This is a genomic window from Burkholderia puraquae (assembly GCF_002099195.1).
In the GTDB taxonomy this organism is placed as follows: Bacteria; Pseudomonadota; Gammaproteobacteria; order Burkholderiales; family Burkholderiaceae; genus Burkholderia; species Burkholderia puraquae.
This window is the reverse complement of the sequence record NZ_NBYX01000010.1, coordinates 55,280-73,966: the sequence shown is the minus strand read 5'-3', so window position 1 is coordinate 73,966 and position 18,687 is coordinate 55,280. Positions and strand designations below refer to the sequence as shown.

At 68.8% G+C, this 18,687-nt stretch carries 15 protein-coding genes; 10 read left to right on the top strand and 5 right to left on the bottom strand.

What is annotated here, in order from left to right:
* Window positions 1-20 precede the first annotated feature (20 nt).
* From B7G54_RS19985 to B7G54_RS19960, 6 genes are all read left to right on the top strand, one after another.
* Window positions 21-2,246, top strand: a complete 2,226-nt coding sequence (locus tag B7G54_RS19985; protein WP_085040650.1) for a polysaccharide biosynthesis tyrosine autokinase — start codon at window positions 21-23, stop codon at window positions 2,244-2,246.
* Between the two features lie 64 nt (window positions 2,247-2,310).
* A complete protein-coding gene (locus B7G54_RS19980; RefSeq protein WP_085040649.1) occupies window positions 2,311-3,270 on the top strand; it encodes a glycosyltransferase family 2 protein in 960 nt (319 codons plus the stop codon).
* 43 nt (window positions 3,271-3,313) lie between these two features.
* The gene (locus tag B7G54_RS19975) at window positions 3,314-4,462 is read left to right on the top strand and encodes a glycosyltransferase family 4 protein (protein WP_085040648.1); all 1,149 of its coding nucleotides are present in this window, start codon (window positions 3,314-3,316) and stop codon (window positions 4,460-4,462) included.
* A 10-nt stretch (window positions 4,463-4,472) separates the two neighbouring features.
* Window positions 4,473-5,939 (top strand): glucose-6-phosphate isomerase, encoded by a 1,467-nt coding sequence (locus tag B7G54_RS19970; RefSeq protein WP_085040647.1) that lies wholly within the window; start codon window positions 4,473-4,475, stop codon window positions 5,937-5,939.
* Window positions 5,936-7,120, top strand: coding sequence for a glycosyltransferase family 4 protein (locus B7G54_RS19965; protein WP_085040646.1), 1,185 nt, complete (start codon window positions 5,936-5,938; stop codon window positions 7,118-7,120). Before B7G54_RS19970 ends, B7G54_RS19965 begins: the two co-directional genes overlap by 4 nt.
* On the top strand, window positions 7,120-8,286 hold the full coding sequence (locus B7G54_RS19960) for a glycosyltransferase family 4 protein (protein ID WP_085040793.1): 1,167 nt from the start codon (window positions 7,120-7,122) through the stop codon (window positions 8,284-8,286). Before B7G54_RS19965 ends, B7G54_RS19960 begins: the two co-directional genes overlap by 1 nt.
* Window positions 8,287-8,421: 135 nt before the next feature.
* Here B7G54_RS19960 and B7G54_RS19955 read toward each other — a convergent pair whose 3' ends face one another.
* Entirely contained in the window at window positions 8,422-9,657 is a 1,236-nt protein-coding gene (locus tag B7G54_RS19955) for an MFS transporter (RefSeq protein ID WP_085040645.1), read from the bottom strand.
* 153 nt (window positions 9,658-9,810) lie between these two features.
* Between B7G54_RS19955 and B7G54_RS19950 the strand changes: the two genes are divergently transcribed.
* On the top strand, window positions 9,811-10,281 hold the full coding sequence (locus tag B7G54_RS19950) for a winged helix-turn-helix transcriptional regulator (RefSeq protein WP_175130451.1): 471 nt from the start codon (window positions 9,811-9,813) through the stop codon (window positions 10,279-10,281).
* Window positions 10,282-10,349: 68 nt separating this feature from the next.
* Window positions 10,350-11,285 carry a hypothetical protein gene (locus tag B7G54_RS19945; protein ID WP_085040643.1) on the top strand — a complete coding sequence of 312 codons (936 nt, stop codon included), beginning with the start codon at window positions 10,350-10,352 and terminating at the stop codon, window positions 11,283-11,285.
* Window positions 11,286-11,295: 10 nt separating this feature from the next.
* On the opposite strand, the gene B7G54_RS19940 is transcribed toward B7G54_RS19945, so the two are convergent.
* From B7G54_RS19940 to B7G54_RS19930, 3 genes are all read right to left on the bottom strand, one after another.
* Window positions 11,296-12,747 carry an MFS transporter gene (locus B7G54_RS19940; protein ID WP_085040642.1) on the bottom strand — a complete coding sequence of 484 codons (1,452 nt, stop codon included), beginning with the start codon at window positions 12,745-12,747 and terminating at the stop codon, window positions 11,296-11,298.
* Window positions 12,748-12,959: 212 nt separating this feature from the next.
* On the bottom strand, window positions 12,960-13,733 hold the full coding sequence (locus tag B7G54_RS19935) for a helix-turn-helix transcriptional regulator (RefSeq protein ID WP_085040641.1): 774 nt from the start codon (window positions 13,731-13,733) through the stop codon (window positions 12,960-12,962).
* Window positions 13,734-13,768: 35 nt separating this feature from the next.
* Complete coding sequence (locus tag B7G54_RS19930) at window positions 13,769-14,110, bottom strand: FKBP-type peptidyl-prolyl cis-trans isomerase (protein WP_085040640.1); 342 nt, start codon at window positions 14,108-14,110, stop codon at window positions 13,769-13,771.
* Between the two features lie 582 nt (window positions 14,111-14,692).
* Here B7G54_RS19930 and B7G54_RS19925 point away from each other — a divergent pair.
* A complete protein-coding gene (locus B7G54_RS19925) occupies window positions 14,693-15,610 on the top strand; it encodes a metal-dependent hydrolase (RefSeq protein WP_085040792.1) in 918 nt (305 codons plus the stop codon).
* Between the two features lie 450 nt (window positions 15,611-16,060).
* On the top strand, window positions 16,061-17,524 hold the full coding sequence (locus B7G54_RS19920; protein ID WP_085040639.1) for a sigma-54 dependent transcriptional regulator: 1,464 nt from the start codon (window positions 16,061-16,063) through the stop codon (window positions 17,522-17,524).
* A 28-nt stretch (window positions 17,525-17,552) separates the two neighbouring features.
* On the opposite strand, the gene B7G54_RS19915 is transcribed toward B7G54_RS19920, so the two are convergent.
* Entirely contained in the window at window positions 17,553-17,939 is a 387-nt protein-coding gene (locus tag B7G54_RS19915; protein WP_085040638.1) for a GtrA family protein, read from the bottom strand.
* Window positions 17,940-18,687: the final 748 nt, after the last annotated feature.

Below are 18,687 nucleotides of genomic sequence, written 5' to 3'. Positions count from 1 at the left end.
CACCACTCAAGCGGGAACGAATGGTGAACACGCAAGCGAAACACTCCTACGCGGACCTGACCGCGAAAACCGAGGAAGAGGACGTCGTCCTCGGCCAGCTGCTCCAGGTGATCATGGACGACATCTGGCTGCTGCTCGGCATCGCGGTGACGGTCGTCGCGCTCGCCGGCCTCTACTGCTACATCGCGAAGCCGGTCTACCAGGCCGACGTGCACGTGCGGGTCGAGGGCAACGACAACACGTCGCAGGCGCTCACGCAGACGCAGACGGGCGCGATGATCAACAGCGGCCCGCAGCAGGCCCCGACCGATGCGGAAATCGAGATCATCAAGAGCCGTGGCGTGGTCGCGCCGGTGGTCGAGCAGTTCAAGCTGAATTTCTCGGTCGTGCCGAAGACGCTGCCGGTGATCGGCAGCCTCGCCGCGCGCATCGCGACGCCGGGCGAACCGGGCCGGCCGTGGCTCGGCCTGAAGTCGTACGCGTGGGGCGGCGAAGTCGCCGACGTCGATTCGATCAATGTCGTGCCCGCGCTCGAAGGCAAGAAGCTGACGCTGACGGCCGGCCCGAATGGCACCTATTCGATCGTCGACCGGAACGGCATGCGGCTGCTGTCGGGCCATGTCGGCGAATCGGCGCAGGGCGGCGGCGTGACGCTGCTCGTGTCGAAGCTGGTCGCGCGCCCCGGCACGCAGTTCACGGTGGTTCGCTACAACGATCTCGATGCGATCAGCGGCTTCCAGACCGGCATCCAGGTGACCGAGCAGGGCAAGCAGACGGGTGTCGTGCAGATCTCGCTCGAAGGCAAGGACCCGGACCAGACCGCCGCGATCGCGAACGCGCTCGCGCAGTCGTACCTGAACCAGCACGTGGTCGCGAAGCAGGCCGAGGCGACCAAGATGCTCGACTTCCTGAAGGGCGAGGAGCCGCGCCTGAAGGCCGACCTCGAACGCGCGGAAGCCGCGCTGACGCAGTACCAGCGCACGTCGGGCTCGATCAACGCGAGCGACGAGGCGAAGGTCTACCTCGAGGGCAGCGTGCAGTACGAGCAGCAGATCGCCGCGCAGCGCCTGCAGCTCGCGTCGCTCGCGCAGCGCTTCACCGATTCGCATCCGATGGTGATCGCCGCGAAGCAGCAGCTCGCGGAGCTGCAGGGCGAGAAGGACAAGTTCAGCAACCGCTTCCGCAGCCTGCCGGCCACCGAAGTGAAGGCCGTCCAGCTGCAGCGCGACGCGAAGGTTGCCGAAGACATCTACGTGCTGCTGCTGAACCGCGTGCAGGAGCTGTCGGTGCAGAAGGCCGGCACGGGCGGCAACATCCACCTCATCGATTCGGCGCTGCGTCCGGGCGATCCGGTCAAGCCGAAGAAGGTGCTGATCCTGTCGGCCGCCGTGTTCCTCGGGCTGATCCTCGGCACGGGCGTCGTGTTCCTGCGCCGCAACCTGTTCCAGGGCATCGAGGATCCCGACCGCATCGAGCGCGCATTCAACCTGCCGCTGTACGGGCTGGTGCCGCAAAGCGCCGAGCAGGTGAAGCTCGACGCGCAGGCGGAGAAGAGCGGCAGCCGCGCGCGGCCGATCCTCGCGAGCCTGCGTCCGAAGGATCTCAGCGTCGAGAGCCTGCGCAGCCTGCGCACCGCGATGCAGTTCGCGATGATGGATGCGAAGAACCGCGTGATCGTGCTGACCGGCCCGACGCCCGGCATCGGCAAGAGCTTCCTGACGGTCAACCTCGCGGTGCTGCTCGCGCATTCGGGCAAGCGCGTGCTGCTGATCGACGCGGACATGCGCCGCGGCCTGCTCGACCGCTATTTCGGCCTCACCTCGCAGCCGGGCCTGTCCGAGCTGCTGAGCGACCAGTCGGCGCTCGAGGAGGCCGTGCGCGAGACGCCGGTGCAGGGCCTGTCGTTCATCTCGGCCGGCACGCGCCCGCCGAACCCGTCGGAGCTGCTGATGTCGACGCGCCTGCCGCAATACCTGGAAGGGCTCGGCAAGCGCTACGACGTCGTGCTGATCGATTCGCCGCCGGTGCTGGCGGTGACCGACGCGACCATCATCGGCCGCATGGCCGGCTCGACGTTCCTTGTGCTGCGCTCGGGCATGCATACCGAAGGCGAGATCGCCGACGCGATCAAGCGCCTGCGCACCGCGGGTGTCGACCTGGAAGGCGGGATCTTCAACGGCGTACCGCCGAAGGCGCGCGGCTACGGCCGCGGCTATGCGGCCGTGCATGAGTACCTGAGCGCCTGATCCGCATCGCACGTAACCCGGCGGGCAGCGAGCGTTGCCCGCCCGGCCGACAGGAGAACCAACGATGAAAATTTCCGTGCTCGTTCCGACCTACCGGCGCCCAGCCGACCTCGCGCGCTGCCTGCTGGCGCTGCAGCGGCAGCATCGGCTGCCCGACGAGGTGATCGTCGTCGCGCGCCCGGAGGACGATGCCACGCATGAGCGGCTTGCCGATCCGGCGGTCGGCGGCGCGCTGCCGCTGCGCATCGTGCCGGTCGACGTGCCGGGCCAGGTCGCCGCGCTGAACAAGGGGCTCGACTCCGCGAACGGCGACATCGTGGCGATCACCGACGACGATGCGGCGCCGCACCCCGACTGGCTTGCACGCGTCGAATCGGTATTCGAGGCCGATCCGCGCGTGGGCGCGGTCGGCGGGCGCGACTGGGTGCACGAGAAGGGCCGCGTGCTCGACGAATCGCGCGAACTCGTGGGCCAGCTCACGCTGTCCGGCAAGATCGTCGGCAATCATCACCTCGGTGTCGGCGGCATGCGCGAAGTCGACATGCTGAAAGGCGCGAACATGAGCTACCGCCGCGCCGCGATCGAGCGGCTGCGCTTCGATACGCGGCTGCGCGGCGCCGGCGCGCAGGTGCACAACGACATGGGATTCAGCATGCGCGTGCAGCGCGACGGCTGGAAGCTCGTCTACGACCCGGCGATCGCGGTCGATCATTTTCCGGCCGAGCGCTTCGACGACGACCGGCGCGATGCCGCGTCGCTGAATGCGATCAGCAACGGCGCGTACAACATGCACCTGATCTTGCGCGAGCATCTGCCGCCGCTCCGGCGCGAGATCGCGTGGTGGTGGTGGACGCTGGTCGGTACGCGCGTCTACCCGGGCCTCGCGCACGTGCTGCTGTCGCTGCATACGGCACAGCGCGAGCGGATCCGCGAGCACTGGCGCGCAGTGCGCCGCGGTGCGCGCGATGCCCGCCGCGCGAACCTTGCCCCCCACCGTGCGGCGATGCCGCCGGTGACGTCTTGAACGGTCTGCGCGCCTCGCGCGCGACCACCCACGGAGGGCTCGCATGACTGCAACGAAAGCTGCAACGAACGTCCACGTTCACCTGTTTTACGGCGCAGATCCGCGTACCTACCGGAAAGGCGAGGACATCGGCTGCCTGTACGGCTACCACCATGCCGAATCCGACGAATTCCGGCTGACCTATTCGCAGGACGGCGGCGAGAGCCGCATCGTCGGCCTCGCGCGCCGCGCGCTGAAGGCAGCGCTCGGCTTCGACGTCGTGCATGCGTGGCGCAACCGCGCCGCGCTGCTGAACACCGACGTGATCTGGACGCACACGGAGCAGGAGCACCTCGCGGCCTCGCTGATCCTGAAGCTTGCCGGCGCGCAGGGCAAGCGCCCGCTGCTGCTCGCGCAGAGCGTGTGGCTGTTCGACAAGTGGGGCAGCTTCGGCGGCCCGCGTCGCTGGCTGTACCGCAAGCTGATCGCGCGCGCCGACGCGCTGACCACGCTCGCCCGCGACAACGCCGACCTGTGCCGCCGCTATCTCGGGCGCGATGCCGAGTTCGTCTACTACGGGCTGAACACGCAGGACTTCCCGCTCACCGAGCCGCAGCAATGGCAACCGAACCGGCCGCTGCGGATCGCGGCGATCGGCAACGACCGCGACCGCGACTGGCGCACGTTCCTGGCCGCGTTCGGCGGCGACGCGCGCTACGACGTGCGGCTCGCGACGCGACGCCGCGTGCCGCGCGAGTGGCATGCGCCGAACGTGAAGATCGGCTCGGCGTCGGGGCTCGCGAAGCAGCACGAGCTGTACGCGTGGGCCGACGTGATCGTCGTGCCGCTGCGGCCGAACTTCCATGCGTCGGGCATCACCGTGATGCTCGAGGCGGCGGCCGTCGGCAAGCCGATGATCGTGTCCGACGTCGGCGGGCTCAGCGACTACTTTCCGCACGATACGGCCGCCTATGTGCCGGCGTTCGACGCGCAGGCGATGCGCCAGGCCGCCGATCGCTTCGTGGCCGATCCGGTCGCGGCGCTGGGCTGCGCGCGGGCCGCCGCCGCGTGCCTGCGCGAGCGCGACCTGACCACGCAGGCGTTCGCCGAGCAGCACGTGCGGATCACGCGCGAGATGCTGCGCCGGCGCCGGACGCCGGCCGCCGCGGGCCTGGATATGCCGCTCGCGGATTCGCGCCCGTCGTCGCGTTGAGAGCGGATCGATGAGTACCATTGCCGCCGAACGCGCATCGTCGCGCAACCGCAACTGGCTGCCCGAGCCGAAGCACTGGGTCGGGCAGGCCGGGCTGTGGACGTTCACCGCCGCGCTGATCGCCATTCACCAGGGCAAGGTGCTGACGCTCGCGTTTCCGGTGCTGGCCATCGCGGTCGGCATCTGGCTGTATTTCAAGAGTCCGGCGCGCTACGTCGGATTCATGTGGTGGGTGTGGTTCCTGAGCCCGGAAGTGCGGCGTCTCGCCGACTGGTCGAAGGGCGCGTTCACGCCGACGAGCCTGATCCAGGTCGCGCCGCTCGCGGTGACGATGATCGCCGGCCTGGGTTTGATCCGGCATTACCGCGTGCTCGCGCAGCGGCGCGGGATCCCCATCCTGCTGATGCTGTTCGGGCTCGCGTACGCGTACCTCGTCGGGATCGTGTCGAGCGGCGTCATGGCCGCGACCTACGACCTCGCGAACTGGGTGTACCCGGTGCTGATCGGCTTTCACATCATGGTCAACGCGCGCGACTACCCCGAGTACCGCGACGTGCTGCTGTCCACGTTCATGTGGGGCATGCTCGTGATGGGCCTGTACGGCGTCGTGCAGTACTTCGTGATGCCGCAGTGGGACGTGCTGTGGATGATCGGTTCCGACATGGGTTCGCAGGGCGAGCCGGTGCCGTACGGCGTGCGCGTGTTCAGCACGATGAACTCGTCGGGGCCGTTCGCGTTCGCGATCATGGGTGCGCTGGTGTTCGTGTTTGCCGCGCCGCAGAAGATCCGCTGGTTCGCGGGGGCGGCCGGCTTCGTGTCGTTCGCGCTGTGCCTCGTGCGTTCGACGTGGGGCGGCTGGGTGATCGCGCTCGCGATCCAGCTCGCGCAGTCGAACAACCGCGTGCGGATGCGGATCCTGATCAGCGGCGTCGTGCTGGTCGGGCTCTGCGTGCCGCTGCTGACCGTCGGGCCGGTGGCCGATCGTCTCGGCGCGCGTCTGCAATCGATCACGAACCTGAAGGACGACCGCAGCTACGACGACCGCAACAAGTTCTACGCCACCTTCGCGCAGACGGCGTTCACCGACGTCGCCGGCGAAGGGATGGGCGCGACGGGCGCATCCACGAAGCTGTCGAGCGACAGCGGTGAGCTCGGCAAGTACGGCAGCTTCGACAGCGGCGTGATGAACGTGCCGTTCGTGCTCGGCTGGCCCGGCACGCTGCTGTACCTCTCGGGCGTCGTGATGCTGTTCGGCCGCACGCTGCGCGCGGCGTTCAAGCTGCGCAAGGACAAGTTCGTCGGCGCGTGCCTGAGCCTGTGCCTGTCGACCTTCGCGATGCTCGTGTTCACGAACTCGCTGATCGGCACGGGTGGCCTGCTGATGTTCACAGCCATTTTTTCGATTCTTTCCGCGGCGCACTGGCAAAAGGCACAACGCCTGCTGGCCGCCGCGCGTTTACGGGGAGGCGACCATTGAGAATCGCGATCGTCACGCACGTCGTGCGTCATAACGACGGGCAGGGCCGCGTCAATTACGAAATCGCGCGCGCGGCGCTGGCCGAGAACTACGAGGTCACGCTGGTCGCGTCGCACGTCGCGCCCGAGCTGCTGGCCGACCCGCGCGTGCGCTGGGTGCCCGTGAAGGTCGGCGGCTTCTGGCCGTCGAATCTCGTCAAGCAGCAGGTGTTCGCGCTGAAGAGCGCGGCCTGGCTGCGCGCGCACCGCGACGAATACGACGTGCTGCACGTGAACGGCTTCATTTCGTGGATCAAGGCCGACGTGAATACCGCGCACTTCGTGCACGGCGGCTGGTTCAAGAGTCCGTACTATCCGTTCGGGCCCACGAAGGGGCTGTGGTCGGCTTACCAGTACGTCTATACGCGCGTGAACACCACGCTCGAGCGCTGGGCCTACCGGCGCTCGCGCGCGATCACGGCCGTGTCGCAGAAGGTGGCCGACGAGATCGCCGGGCTCGGCATCGACAGCCGCAAGATCAGCGTGATCTACAACGGCGTCGACGGCAGCGCGTTCGCGGGCGCGCAGGCCGACCGCGCGGCGTTCAAGCTGCCGGACGATGCGTTCCTGCTGCTGTTCGTCGGCGACCTGCGCACGCCGCGCAAGAACCTCGGCACCGTGCTGAAGGCGCTGACGAAGCTGCCGGCGAACGTCCATCTGGCGGTGGCCGGCTATCTGCCCGGCAGCCCGTATCCGGAGGAGGCGCGTGCGCTCGGCATCGATTCGCGCGTGCATTTCCTCGGTCTCGTGAAAAACATGCCGACGCTGATGCGCTCGGTCGACGCATATGTATTTCCGTCGCGCTACGAAGCGATGAGCCTGTCGCTGCTGGAGGCGATGGCGGCCGGGCTGCCGATCGTCACCGCGCGCACGGCGGGCGGCGCGGAAATCATCACGCGCGAATGCGGGATCGTGCTGGAGGATCCGGACGATCCGGCGGCGCTCGCGCAGGCGATCGGCTCGCTCGCGGCATCGCGCGACACCTGTCGCGCGATGGGCGACGCAGCCCGCGAACTGATGACCCGTTTCGGCTGGGCGCACATGGGCGCCCAGTACGTCGCGCTTTACCGGCGCATCGGCCAACCCTCGCAGCCGTCCGCTTTCGAGCGGGCCGAGCATGCGGTCACGCAGGAGCAAACGTGATGTCCCACTCTTCCCGGCCGATCAAGTCGTTGCAAATCGGCATGCACTGGTTCCCCGAACGCGCGGGCGGCCTCGACCGGATGTACTACTCGCTCGTCGGCGCGCTGCCGGGCGCGGGCGTCGAGGTGCGCGGGCTCGTCGCCGGCTCGCCGAAGGTCGCCGACGACACGGACGGTGCGATCCAGGGCTTCGGCCCCGCATCGGAGTCGCTCGCGCGCCGGATGCTCGCCGCGCGCCGCGCGCTGCGCGAGGAGATCCGCAGCGAGCGGCCGGACGTGATCTCGTCGCACTTCGCGCTGTACACGTTCCCTGGCCTCGACGTCACCCGCGGGATTCCGCAGGTGTCGCACTTCCAGGGGCCGTGGGCCGACGAAAGCCAGGTCGAGGGCGCCGCGTCGCTCGGCCAGCGCGCGAAGCGCTATCTCGAACAGGCCGTCTATACGCGTTCGTCGCGGCTGATCGTGCTGTCGCAGGCGTTCGGTCAGATCCTGACGAATCGCTACGGGATCGACCCGTCGCGCGTGCGCGTGATTCCCGGCTGCGTCGATACCGCGCAATTCGATACGCCGCTCACGCCGGCAGAGGCCCGGCACAAGCTGCAACTGCCGCAGGACCGGCCGATCGTGCTGGCCGTGCGGCGGCTCGTGCGGCGCATGGGGCTGGAGGACCTGGTCGACGCGATCGGCCTGCTCAAGCACCGTCACCCGGACGTGCTGCTGCTGATCGCCGGCAAGGGCAAGATCGGCGAGGAGCTGCAGCAGCGCATCGATGCGGCCGGGCTGCAGGACAACGTGAAGCTGCTCGGTTTCGTGCCCGACAATCATCTCGCGGCGCTGTACCGCGCGGCGACGGTCAGCGTCGTGCCGACGGTCGCGCTCGAGGGCTTCGGGCTGATCACCGTCGAATCGCTTGCGTCCGGCACGCCCGTGCTGGTCACGCCGGTCGGCGGGCTGCCGGAGGCGGTTGCCGGGCTGTCCAACGATCTCGTGCTGCCGTCCACGGGCGCCGATGCGATCGCGGAAGGGCTCGGCGCCGCGCTGTCGGGCACGATCACGCTGCCCGACGAGGCCGCGTGCAAGCGCTATGCGCGCGATCATTTCGACAACGCGGTGATCGCGCGGCGTGTTGCCGGCGTGTACGAAGAGGCGATCCAGGCGGCAGGCTGAGCGCCCGCGGCGCGCCGTGCTACCGGCGCGCCGCCCCGAAAGCCGAACCGGCGCGCGTGCGCGGCCGGTTCGTGTGCCGGCCGCCCGCAGTGGGCAGGCCGGCCTTCTCCATGCGATACGCGGCGCCGGCACGCATCACGCGCGCCTGAGCGTCGTGGCCCAGACGCCGAGCGCTGCCACACTCACGGCCGCGCCGAGCACGCAGACGCCGGTCCATCCTGCGCGTGCATACATCATCGTCGACGCAATCGCGCCGAGCCCGCTGCCGGCCGAATAGAACAGCATGTAGCAGCCGACGAGGCGCGCATGCGCATCGGGCCGCGCGCCGAGAATCATGCTCTGGTTGACGACGTGGACGGCCTGCCCGCCGACATCGAGCAGCACGATGCCGACGATCAGCAGTGGAATCGACGTATCGCCGAACGCGAGCGGCAGCCACGAGCACGCGAGCAGCGCGAGCGCGGCGCCGGTCGTCGCTTGGCCGCGCCCGCGATCCGCGAGCCGGCCCGCGCGGGCGGCCGCCGCCGCGCCCAGTGCGCCGACGAGGCCGAACGCGCCGATCTGCGTATGCGACATCGCGTGCGGCGGTGCGCTCAGCGGCAGCACCAGCGCGCTCCAGAAGATGCTGAATGCCGCGAACATCAGCAGCGCGATCGCGCCACGCACACGCAGCACGCGTTCATCGCGCAGCAGCGACACCATCGACTGCAGCAGCGCCGCATAGCCGATGCGCTCGCGCGGCCTGTTCTCGTCCGGCAACAGTCTCGACAGCACGACGAGCATGGCGATCGCGAGCGCACCCGACACCAGATAGACGGCCCGCCAGCCCGCGATATCGGTGACGACACCCGCGAGCGAGCGCGCGGCCAGCAACCCGACCACGACGCCGCCTTGCGCGGCACCCACCACGCGCCCGCGTTCGCCGGCGCCCGCGAGCGCGGCCGAGCATGCGATCAGCCCTTGCGTCATCGCGGTGCCGAGCAGCCCGACGGCGACCATCCCGGCCAGCAGCGCGAGGCGCGTTGACGATGCGGCCACACCGATGCAGGCCGCCGTCAGCAGCAGAAGCTGCACGGTGATCAGGCGCTTGCGGTTCAGCAGGTCGCCGAGCGGCACGACGAACAGCAGCGCGAGCGCACAGCCGAGCTGCGTCGCGGTGATGACGCCACCGACGGCCGCCTGCGACACGCCGAAATCGTGCGCGATCGAGTCGAGCAGCGGCTGCGCGTAGTAGACGTTCGCGACGCTGGCCGCGCAGCAGACGGCCAGCAACGCGACGCGCGCCGCGGACAGGCGGCCGCTGTCGGCCGGATGTGCCGCGTGGGTGGGCGCGTTCGACGCGACGGTGCCGGTATGACAGGAAGACTCCATGAGTTCCCTCGCGCAGAGTAGTTGCAAATTGAAACTGGTGTGAGTGTAGGAAAAGTAGTTTTAAAATGCAACCTGTTGTGCGGCGGGCGAGACGTCCGTGCACGGATGGCCGGCGCTGCCGCGAAGGCGGCCGGCACGATTGCGGAGAGGAACATGGCCAGGCAGAAAAGTCTTGCGGATTCGCCGTGCCCGGTGGCGCGGGCGACCGATATCGTCGGCGATCGCTGGGCGTTGCTGATCGTGCGCGATGCGTTCGACGGCGTGCGCCGGTTCGGTGATTTCCGCGCGAGCCTCGGCGTCGCGAGCAACATCCTGTCCGACCGGCTGAAGATGCTGGTGGACGCCGGCGTGTTCGACGTCGTGCCGGCGTCGGACGGCAGCGCGTACCAGGAGTACGCGTTGACCAAAAAGGGCGAAGGGCTGTTTCCGGTCATCGTGATGCTGCGGCAGTGGGGCGAGGCGAACCTGTTCGCGCGCGGCGAGCCGCATTCGGTGCTGGTCGACCGCAGCACCGGGCGCGCGATCCGCAAGCTCGCGCTGCGGCACGACGACGGCCGGCCCGTGAAGGCGGCCGAGACGGTCGTGAGGAAGATCGGAGACGAAGCCGGTACGACGCGACAGTAAGCGCCGTGCGGGGCAACTGCACCGTCGGATAGACTGTCGCGATCGTCGTTGACCGGAGCCGCATCGCCATGTCCCATCCGCTGGATTCCGCCGGCTATCGGCGGTTGCTCGACCTGCAGCGCCGTATCCACGACTACTGCGAGCGCGAGGGCGCCGAGGACGGGCGCGACCATGCCGATCCGGCGGAGCCGCTGTGGCAGACCGATTTCAACCATGTCGCCGTCGCGCCGATGCGGGCCGGGCTCCATGTCCGGTATTTCGGCGGCGCCTGGGAGGAACCGTTCGACTGGACGCTGCAGTGCCTGGCCGAGCGGGACGTCGCGGATCTCGTGACCGACCTTGCGTTCAGCGGCCTCGACGAAGGGGCGAACGGCACGCGCGAATGGGATTTCGGTCCGCTGCTCGACTCGGATGCGCGTTTCCCGATGCTGCGCTCGCTGTATGTGCGGCCGACCGAGCCGGCCGATCGCAACCAGTCGATGATCGTGCGCGGCGACCTGATCATGCAGGAGGGCGGCGAGATTGCCCGCTTTGCTGCGAAAGCGCCGTTTCTGACCGAGCTGACGGTGCCGAATGCGCCCGATGCGGGCTTCTTCGACGTGCCGCTGTCGCATCTCGAGCGGCTGCGCATCGGCGGCGGAGACGACACGCAGCAGTTCATCGATCGTCTGGCGGACAGCGGCAACCTGTCGTCGCTCGGCTGGCTCGATTTCTCCGAGTCGACCGCCTTGCATTCGACGTGGCAGCGTGAGCGCGCTGTTGGCAGCGTGACGTCATTCGACGCTTACGAGCGCTTGCTGAGGAGCCAGGCCGGCCAGCGGCTCCACACGCTGACGCTGAGAAACACCTGTCTCGATCGGGAAGCGCTCGACGTGCTGCAGGCACTGCATCCGCGGTTGTCGTTCATGGTGATCCAGGCCGGCAGCGGCGGTTACGTGAGCCACTTCAAGGGCAACGTGTTTCCGTGGCGTCACCTGATCCAGCGCGACCCCGGCGACGCATGACCGCATCCGTTCAATCGGCCGCCGCCACCGCCTGACGCGTGGGCGATGCGCCGCGATGCGCATCGGGCCGCACCCGCGTCGCGAGCAGTGCGGCGATGACCAGCAGCGCGACCGACACGGCCGTTTCGATCCGCAACCCGTCCACGACCTGGCCCGCGGCGCCGCCGCCGGCGAGCGCGCCGAACGCTGCGACGCCCATCGCGCCACCGGCCTGCCGCGCGGTATTCAGCACGGCCGACGCGATGCCGGCCCGTTCGGGCGCGACCGATGCGAGCACGGCGGTCGTCATCGCCGGCACCGCGAAGCCCATGCCCGACGGAATCAGCAGGAACGGCACGAGTAGCACGGCCAGCGGCGTCGACGCGTCGACGAAATGCAGCGAGCCGTAGCCGAGCGCGGCGACGAGCGCGCCCGCCAGCATCGGTGCGCGCGGGCCGTGACGCGCCACGACACGCCCGCTCGCGAGGTTCGACAGCAGGAAGCCACCCGTCAGCGGCAGGAAGGCGAGGCCCGCCTGCAACGCCGATTCGCCGCGTGCGCGCTGCAGGTACAGCGCGAGCACGAACACGGTGCCGTAGTACGTGAGATTCACGCAGATCCCGAACAGCACGGCCGCGCTGAACGTGCGATGGCGGAACAGCGACAGCGGCAGCATTGGCGTGGCCGTGCGCGCTTCCACCGCGACGAATGCGAGCGCGGCGAGTGCGGCCAGCGCGAAGCCGCCGGCGACGACCGGATGCGTGAAGCCGAGCGGCCGCCATTCGATGACGGCGCCGGTCAGCGCGGTCAGCATCGCGATCGCGATGAACTGGCCGCGCAGGTCGAGTGCGCGGACGGAGGAACGGGGTGACGCGACTGGCGCTGCCGCCACGCAGCGCGCAGGTACCCACGCGAACGCAGCCGCCAGCCCGGCCGCGCACAGCGGCAGGTTCACGAGGAAGATGCCGCGCCAGCCCCACGCCGCGATCAGCAGGCCGCCGACGACAGGGCCGGCCGCAATCGAAATCGAGCCGGCCGCCGTCCACCCGCCGACGGCTCGCGCCCGCAGGTGCGGGTCGTGCCGGCACGCGTCGTTCAGCAGCGCGAGCGAATTGGGCAGCATCGCGGCGGCGCCGACGCCCTGCAGTGCGCGCGCGGCGATCAGCATCGCGGGCGCGCTCGCGGCGCCGCACGCGAGCGACGCCAGCGCGAACAGCACGAGGCCGGCGATGTACAGGCGGCGCGGGCCGAAACGGTCGCCGAGTGCGCCGCCCGACAGCATCAGTACCGCGAATGCGAGCGTGTACGCATCGACGACCCACTGCAGGCCCGCGACCGGCAAGTGCAGGTCGCCGGCGAGATGTGCGAGCGCGATGTTGACGATCGTCACGTCGAGCTGCGTGACGACGAAACCGGTGCTGACGGTCGCGACGACGCGGGCGAGCGCGGGCGGGAAGGCGGAAGAGGGTGCGGTCGTATCCATGCGTCAATCGTAGGACGCGATCGGCAGGCGATGTTTCAGCGGGACGTGAAGCGTCGATACGCGTGACGCGAAGCGCGTGGGGCAGTGAACGGGAACGCAGCGAGAACGCAGCGGGAACGACGAAGGCCGCGACCGGGCCGGCATGAACGCGGTTTACCGAACCGTGCCGCTACGCGCGTCGATACGCGCTCGGCGCGGGGCCGCGACTGCGTTCAATGCCGGTCGCCGCGCCAGCGCCCCGGCGCAACGCCGAAGCGCTTCGTGAACGCATGCGTGAACGTGCTTTGATCCGCGAAGCCCACCATCCCGGCGATATCGACGAGCGGATACCGGCCGTCCGCGAGCAGGATCACGGCCGCGTCGAGCCTGAGCCGCTGCAGGTAGCGATGCGGCGTTTCGCCGAACGCCTCGACGAACAGTTGGTGAAAGCGGCGCATCCCGTAGCCGCAGTGCGCGGCGAGATCGGCGATGCGCAGCGGCTCGGCGAGCCGTGCGCGCAGCCAGCGGTCGATGCGCGCGAAATCGAGGCCCGAGGCGGGCGCGGCGATGCCGCGTTCGCCGAGCAGCGCGCCGCACAGCCGCGCGGCGGCCTGCCACTGGAAACGGTGCGCGGCCGCGTGCTGCGCGTTGCCGGCGGGCGCTTCGAGCCGCGCGGCTGCCGCCGCGATTTGCGCGACCAGCGACGTCAGCGCCGGATCGATCGCCATGGCACGCGCGCTGTCGAACAGCCGCTGCGGCACCGCGAGCGACGCGAGGGGAAGGTTGAGCACGAGCTGGCGGTTCTCGCCAAGGCCCGCGTAATCGTGGCGCGCGCCGGCCGGAACCAGCCACGCGCCATGCCGGTCGAGCCGCTGGCTGACGCCGTCCACCGCCATCACCATCGCGCCGTCGATGCCGAGCACGATCTGGTGAAAGTCGTGCACGTCCGACGCTTCGAACGTGTCGTAGCGTTGCAGTGCGACGGTGGGGGACGGCAGGTGTGCCATGGGGCAGGGCGTCAGCCGGCGGGTTGGGTGCCGTGTCAGATGGCGAGCAGTTCGACTTCGAACACGAGCGTCGCGTTCGGCGGAATCACGCCGCCGGCGCCGCGCGGGCCGTAGCCGAGTTGCGGCGGAATCGTCAGGCGACGCACGCCGCCAACCTTCATGCCCTGCACGCCTTCGTCCCAGCCCTTGATGACCATGCCGCCGCCGAGCACGAACGCGAACGGGTCGTTGCGATCCTTGCTCGAATCGAATTTCTGACCGTCGGTCAGCCAGCCCGTGTAGTGGACGCTGACGGTCTTGCCGGCTTGCGCTACGTCGCCGGTGCCTTCGGTCAGGTCTTCGTATTTGAGGCCCGATTCGGTCGTGATGACAGACATGACTTCTCCTGAAAAAGGATGGGTAAAGCCGCTATTGTAGGCGAGCGCGCAGCGGGCCGCCGCCCGTGGTTTTCGGCCCGTCGCATGCGTGTCGAGGGCGGCGGCGGGCCACCGCAGCCGCGGCCGCCGGAAACGCAAATGGAACGCGCGTTTGAATGTTCCGCAAGCCGCGCGCCGGCGGTTGCACCATGCGAGTGCGACGCGTGTATGAATCGGTGCTACCGGGGCGTTCGGCCGCGTGCCGATCAGGGTCGCCGGATTCCGCGAAACGCCCGCCGCACGGGGCTTTCCGGCCGTCGCTGCGATGCGGCGCCGGCCGCCGCGGATGGCTCGCGTGCGGGCTCGCGCGTTCGAATACCGCCCCGCCCGGGCACTGCTCGAGCGCCGTTTTTTTCCACCTCTTCGACCGTGCCCTGTTTGGAAGCGCGCATCTACCGCGCGGCTTGCGCGCGCCGGCACGGGCGGCCTATCTTTACATCTGTCGATGTCAAGATTTTTGGCGGTGCGCGACGCGCCGCCCGGGCCGCGCCGGTCGCGTCGGACGATGCGCCGGGCCGCTCCGGAACCAGGAGAACGATGAACATGAAGTCAGCCGCTTCCGCCACCGCTGCGGGGATCATGCCGGTGCGCCGCGACCTGCGCTTCGACCTGCCGGTCGAACGCGCGAAGGACTGGCATGGCCTCGGGTCGCACGTGACCCATTTCTTCAATGCGCTGTCGCTGCTGTTCCCGGCCGGCGAACGCTTCTTCATGGATTCGGTGCGCAACTATCGCGACCGGATCGACGATCCGGTGCTGAAGCAGCAGGTGCTCGGTTTCATTGGCCAGGAGGCGATGCACACGCGCGAGCACATCGAATACAACGAACTGATGCAGGCGAACCACCTGCCCGCGCGCAAGCTCGACAAGCGCGTGTGGACGGTGCTCGGCTACATGAAGCGCAAGCTGCCGCATTCGGTGCAGCTCGCGCATACGGTCGCGGCGGAACACTACACGGCGATGCTCGCCGACTGGCTGCTGCGCGACCCGACGCGCCTCGAAGGTTCGGTCGAGGGCTACCGCCAGATGTGGATCTGGCATGCGCTCGAGGAAACCGAGCACAAGGCCGTGTCGTTCGACGTATGGAATACCGCGATGGAACCGGGGCTGCGCCGTTACCTGATCCGCATCGGCGTCTATCTGCTGACGACGCTGACGTTCTGGCCGACCGTGTTCCTGATGCACGCGACGCTGCTGTGGCGCGATCGCGGCGCCGGCCATCACGTGCGCGACATGCTGCGGATGATCGCGTTCCTGTACGGGCCGCGCCGCGGGTTGTTCCCGCGCATCGCCGGCGAATGGCTGAGTTTCTTCCGGCCGGGCTTCCATCCGTGGGATCACGACAATCACCACCATCTCGCGCGGGTCGACGCGCTCGCCGCCGCCTACGGCGAACACGGCGGCACGCCGGCCGGCCGTGGCCGCGCGAACGCGCCGGCGCCGCTCGCATCGGGCCGCTGAAACCGTCGCTGCACCGGCGTGCGCGGCATCGGGCCGCGCATGTTGCGTTCCTGCATCAGCCGGCTTCCTCTGACGATTGACCAAAATCAATTCGAACCGGCTGCGCGGGCGTCCGGCTGGTCGGTCGACCGGCCGCGCATGCCTGCACCGGCGAGCCGATTCCGGGTGCACCGCATTTCCCGCGAACGCCGCGCGCCAGCACCGGCGCGGCTTTGCGCGCCGCGCAGCCGCCCGTTCAGGGTTTGCACCGCGTACGCCACCGGGATAACACCCATCTAGCCGCGCGCCGGCCGCATCGATATACCGTTCATGACAATGTCCACCTCACGCACGATTCATGCACGGGGGGATTTTATTCGGACGGAAATGCGGCCAATATGTCGGTTCGATCGAGGTCCGTCGCGCGCGACGGCGAACCGGTGCGATACCAACGCCAAGCGGGGAACAACGATGGTTGCTAGGTCACCCGACGCAAACGGGCAAGCGGTGCCCGAGACGACGCATGTATCCGTCACCGCGCCCGAGGACGGACGCAAGCTGTTCGTGATCATGCGTTCGCCCGACGAGCCGTTGCTTGCGCAACTGCGCGGGCTCGGCTGGGAAATATCCGTTGCGAAGACGGCCGGCGCCGCGCAGAACATGACGTCCGGCGTGACCGTCGCTGCCGGGCTGGTCGATTTCACCGGGTTCACGTCGCGCGACTATCCCGGGCTGAAGGCGTGCCTGAGCCAGCCGTCGATCGGCTGGATTTCCATCGCGCAGGCCGGCGTCACGATCGGCCCTGCCGTGCGCGAACTGATCCGCAGCTACTGCTTCGATTACGTGACCCTTCCGTTGCCCTACGAATGGATTTCGCACGTGCTCGGCCATGCGCGCGGGATGGCCGCGCTCGATCGTGTCGATGGGGCGGCCTATGCGGCGTCGATCGGCGAACACGGGATGATCGGCAACTGCGAGGCGATGCAGCAGCTGTTCAGCACGATCCGCAAGGTCGCGAAGACCGACGCGAGCGTGTTCATCTCGGGCGAGTCGGGCACCGGCAAGGAGCTGACGGCGCTCGCGATTCACGAGCGTTCCGGCCGCGGCAAGGGTCCGTTCGTCGCGATCAATTGCGGCGCGATTCCGCATCACCTGCTGCAGTCGGAACTGTTCGGCTACGAACGCGGCGCGTTCACCGGCGCGAATCAGCGGCGCGCGGGGCGGATCGAATCGGCGAACGGCGGCACGCTGTTTCTCGACGAAATCGGCGACATGCCGGTCGAAAGCCAGGCGAGCCTGCTGCGCTTCCTGCAGGAAGGGAAGATCGAGCGTCTCGGCGGGCAGGAATCGATTCCGGTCGATGTGCGGATCATCTCGGCCACCCACGTGGATCTCGACGGCGCGGTCGAGGCCGGGCGCTTCCGCGCGGACCTTTATCACCGCCTGTGCGTGCTGCGCATCCACGAGCCGCCGCTGCGCGCGCGCGGCAAGGACATCGACATCCTCGCGCACTACGTGCTGCAGAAGTACAAGGCCGACAGCGGCCGCAAGATCAGCGGCTTCACGTCGGCGGCGCTCGACGCGATGCGGCGCTACGAGTGGCCCGGCAACGTGCGCGAGCTGATCAACCGCGTGCGGCGCGCGATCGTGATGGCCGAGAGCCGGCTGCTGACGCCGCACGATCTCGGGCTCGATACGCCGGGCGAAACCGAGCCCGTGACGCTCGAACAGGCGCGGGCGCTCGCCGAGCGCACCGCGATCGAGAATGCGCTGCTGCGCAACGATCACCGCATCAACAAGGCCGCGGCCGAACTCGGCATTTCGCGCGTGACGCTGTACCGGATGATGATCGAACACGGGCTGAACGATCACGACAACAACGGCGGGCACGACGGCGCGCCGTCCGGCGACGCGGGGCATCAACGGGTCGGCTGAGCTGCGCACGCGTGACGCGTGAACCGGTTCAGCGATAGGTCCAGAGCCGGTGCAGCACGAACGTGACGGGCGGCACGCACAGCACGACCGCGACGACGCTCCACGCGCGGGCGAGCCCGAGCGTCCCGGTGCCGTGCGCAAGCAGCATCGTCACGACGAGGCCGGCCATGGCGACGGCGAGAAAGCGCACGAAGTTGCCCCACGTCACGGGCGACGAAAAACTCCACAGCGTGTTGGCGAGATACGAGAACGCGGTCGAGCAGGTGAACGCGACCGCGTTCGCGACGACGGGCGTCGCGTCGAACAGCGCGAACATCGCGGCCGCGATCAGCGCGTGCAGCGCGGTCGAACCGAGGCCCGACACCCCGAAGCGAAGCAGTCTGGCGCGTTCGGCGGCATAGAAGGTGCGGATCATCGGGTGCGGTCGTTCGGGTGGCGGGGCAGCGTGTGGAGCGGTGTCGTGGGGCGCGTGATGCGCCGGAAAAAGGCGCCGGTGCGAACATCATGCGCGTTGGTTTCGGAGTATAGCCGTGCGGTCGGCTGGCCTGGTGCCGGCCGATCCCTGCCGCGGAAGACCGGCGATTTCCGGGCCGCCGGCGGCATGTAAAGCGCATGAAACATTTCGCGTCGGCAGCCACGCAAATTGGCGCGGCGAATCGGGATGAACGGCCGCCCGTCCATCGGTAAAAATGCCGAGCTTCATTGTTCAGCCTTATCCGGCAAGGCAGGGCCGCCACGCGGCCCGTCCACGCCGCACGCCGCGTGTTTCAGTTTCGTAACTTCCCGCATTCCGCACCTGTGCCGGCCGCCACGCTGTCCGGTCAACCCCTTGTCCGGACGGGCTCGCGCGAAGCTGGCCCGCTCCTTGCGAAAGTGGACGTGCGAAAGTCGACGATGCAAGGTCCGTCCGGTTCGGCAGCGAACCCTGTCAGTACCGGCCAGGACACAGTCCGCGGGGATGCGGCGGCGGAGCGCGGCACAGCAGCCGCGTTCCGGCGAGCACGGGGCGTCGTCGCCTGATCGTCGGGGCACCGGCCTTGTCCGGTTGCCGGAACAAGCATCAGACTGATACGGGGAAGAAAAATGATCGATCGCCATACACTGCGGCAAGCAGGCCGCGATCGCAGTGATTCGGAGCATCGCCGGTCGAACGTCGTTCTCGC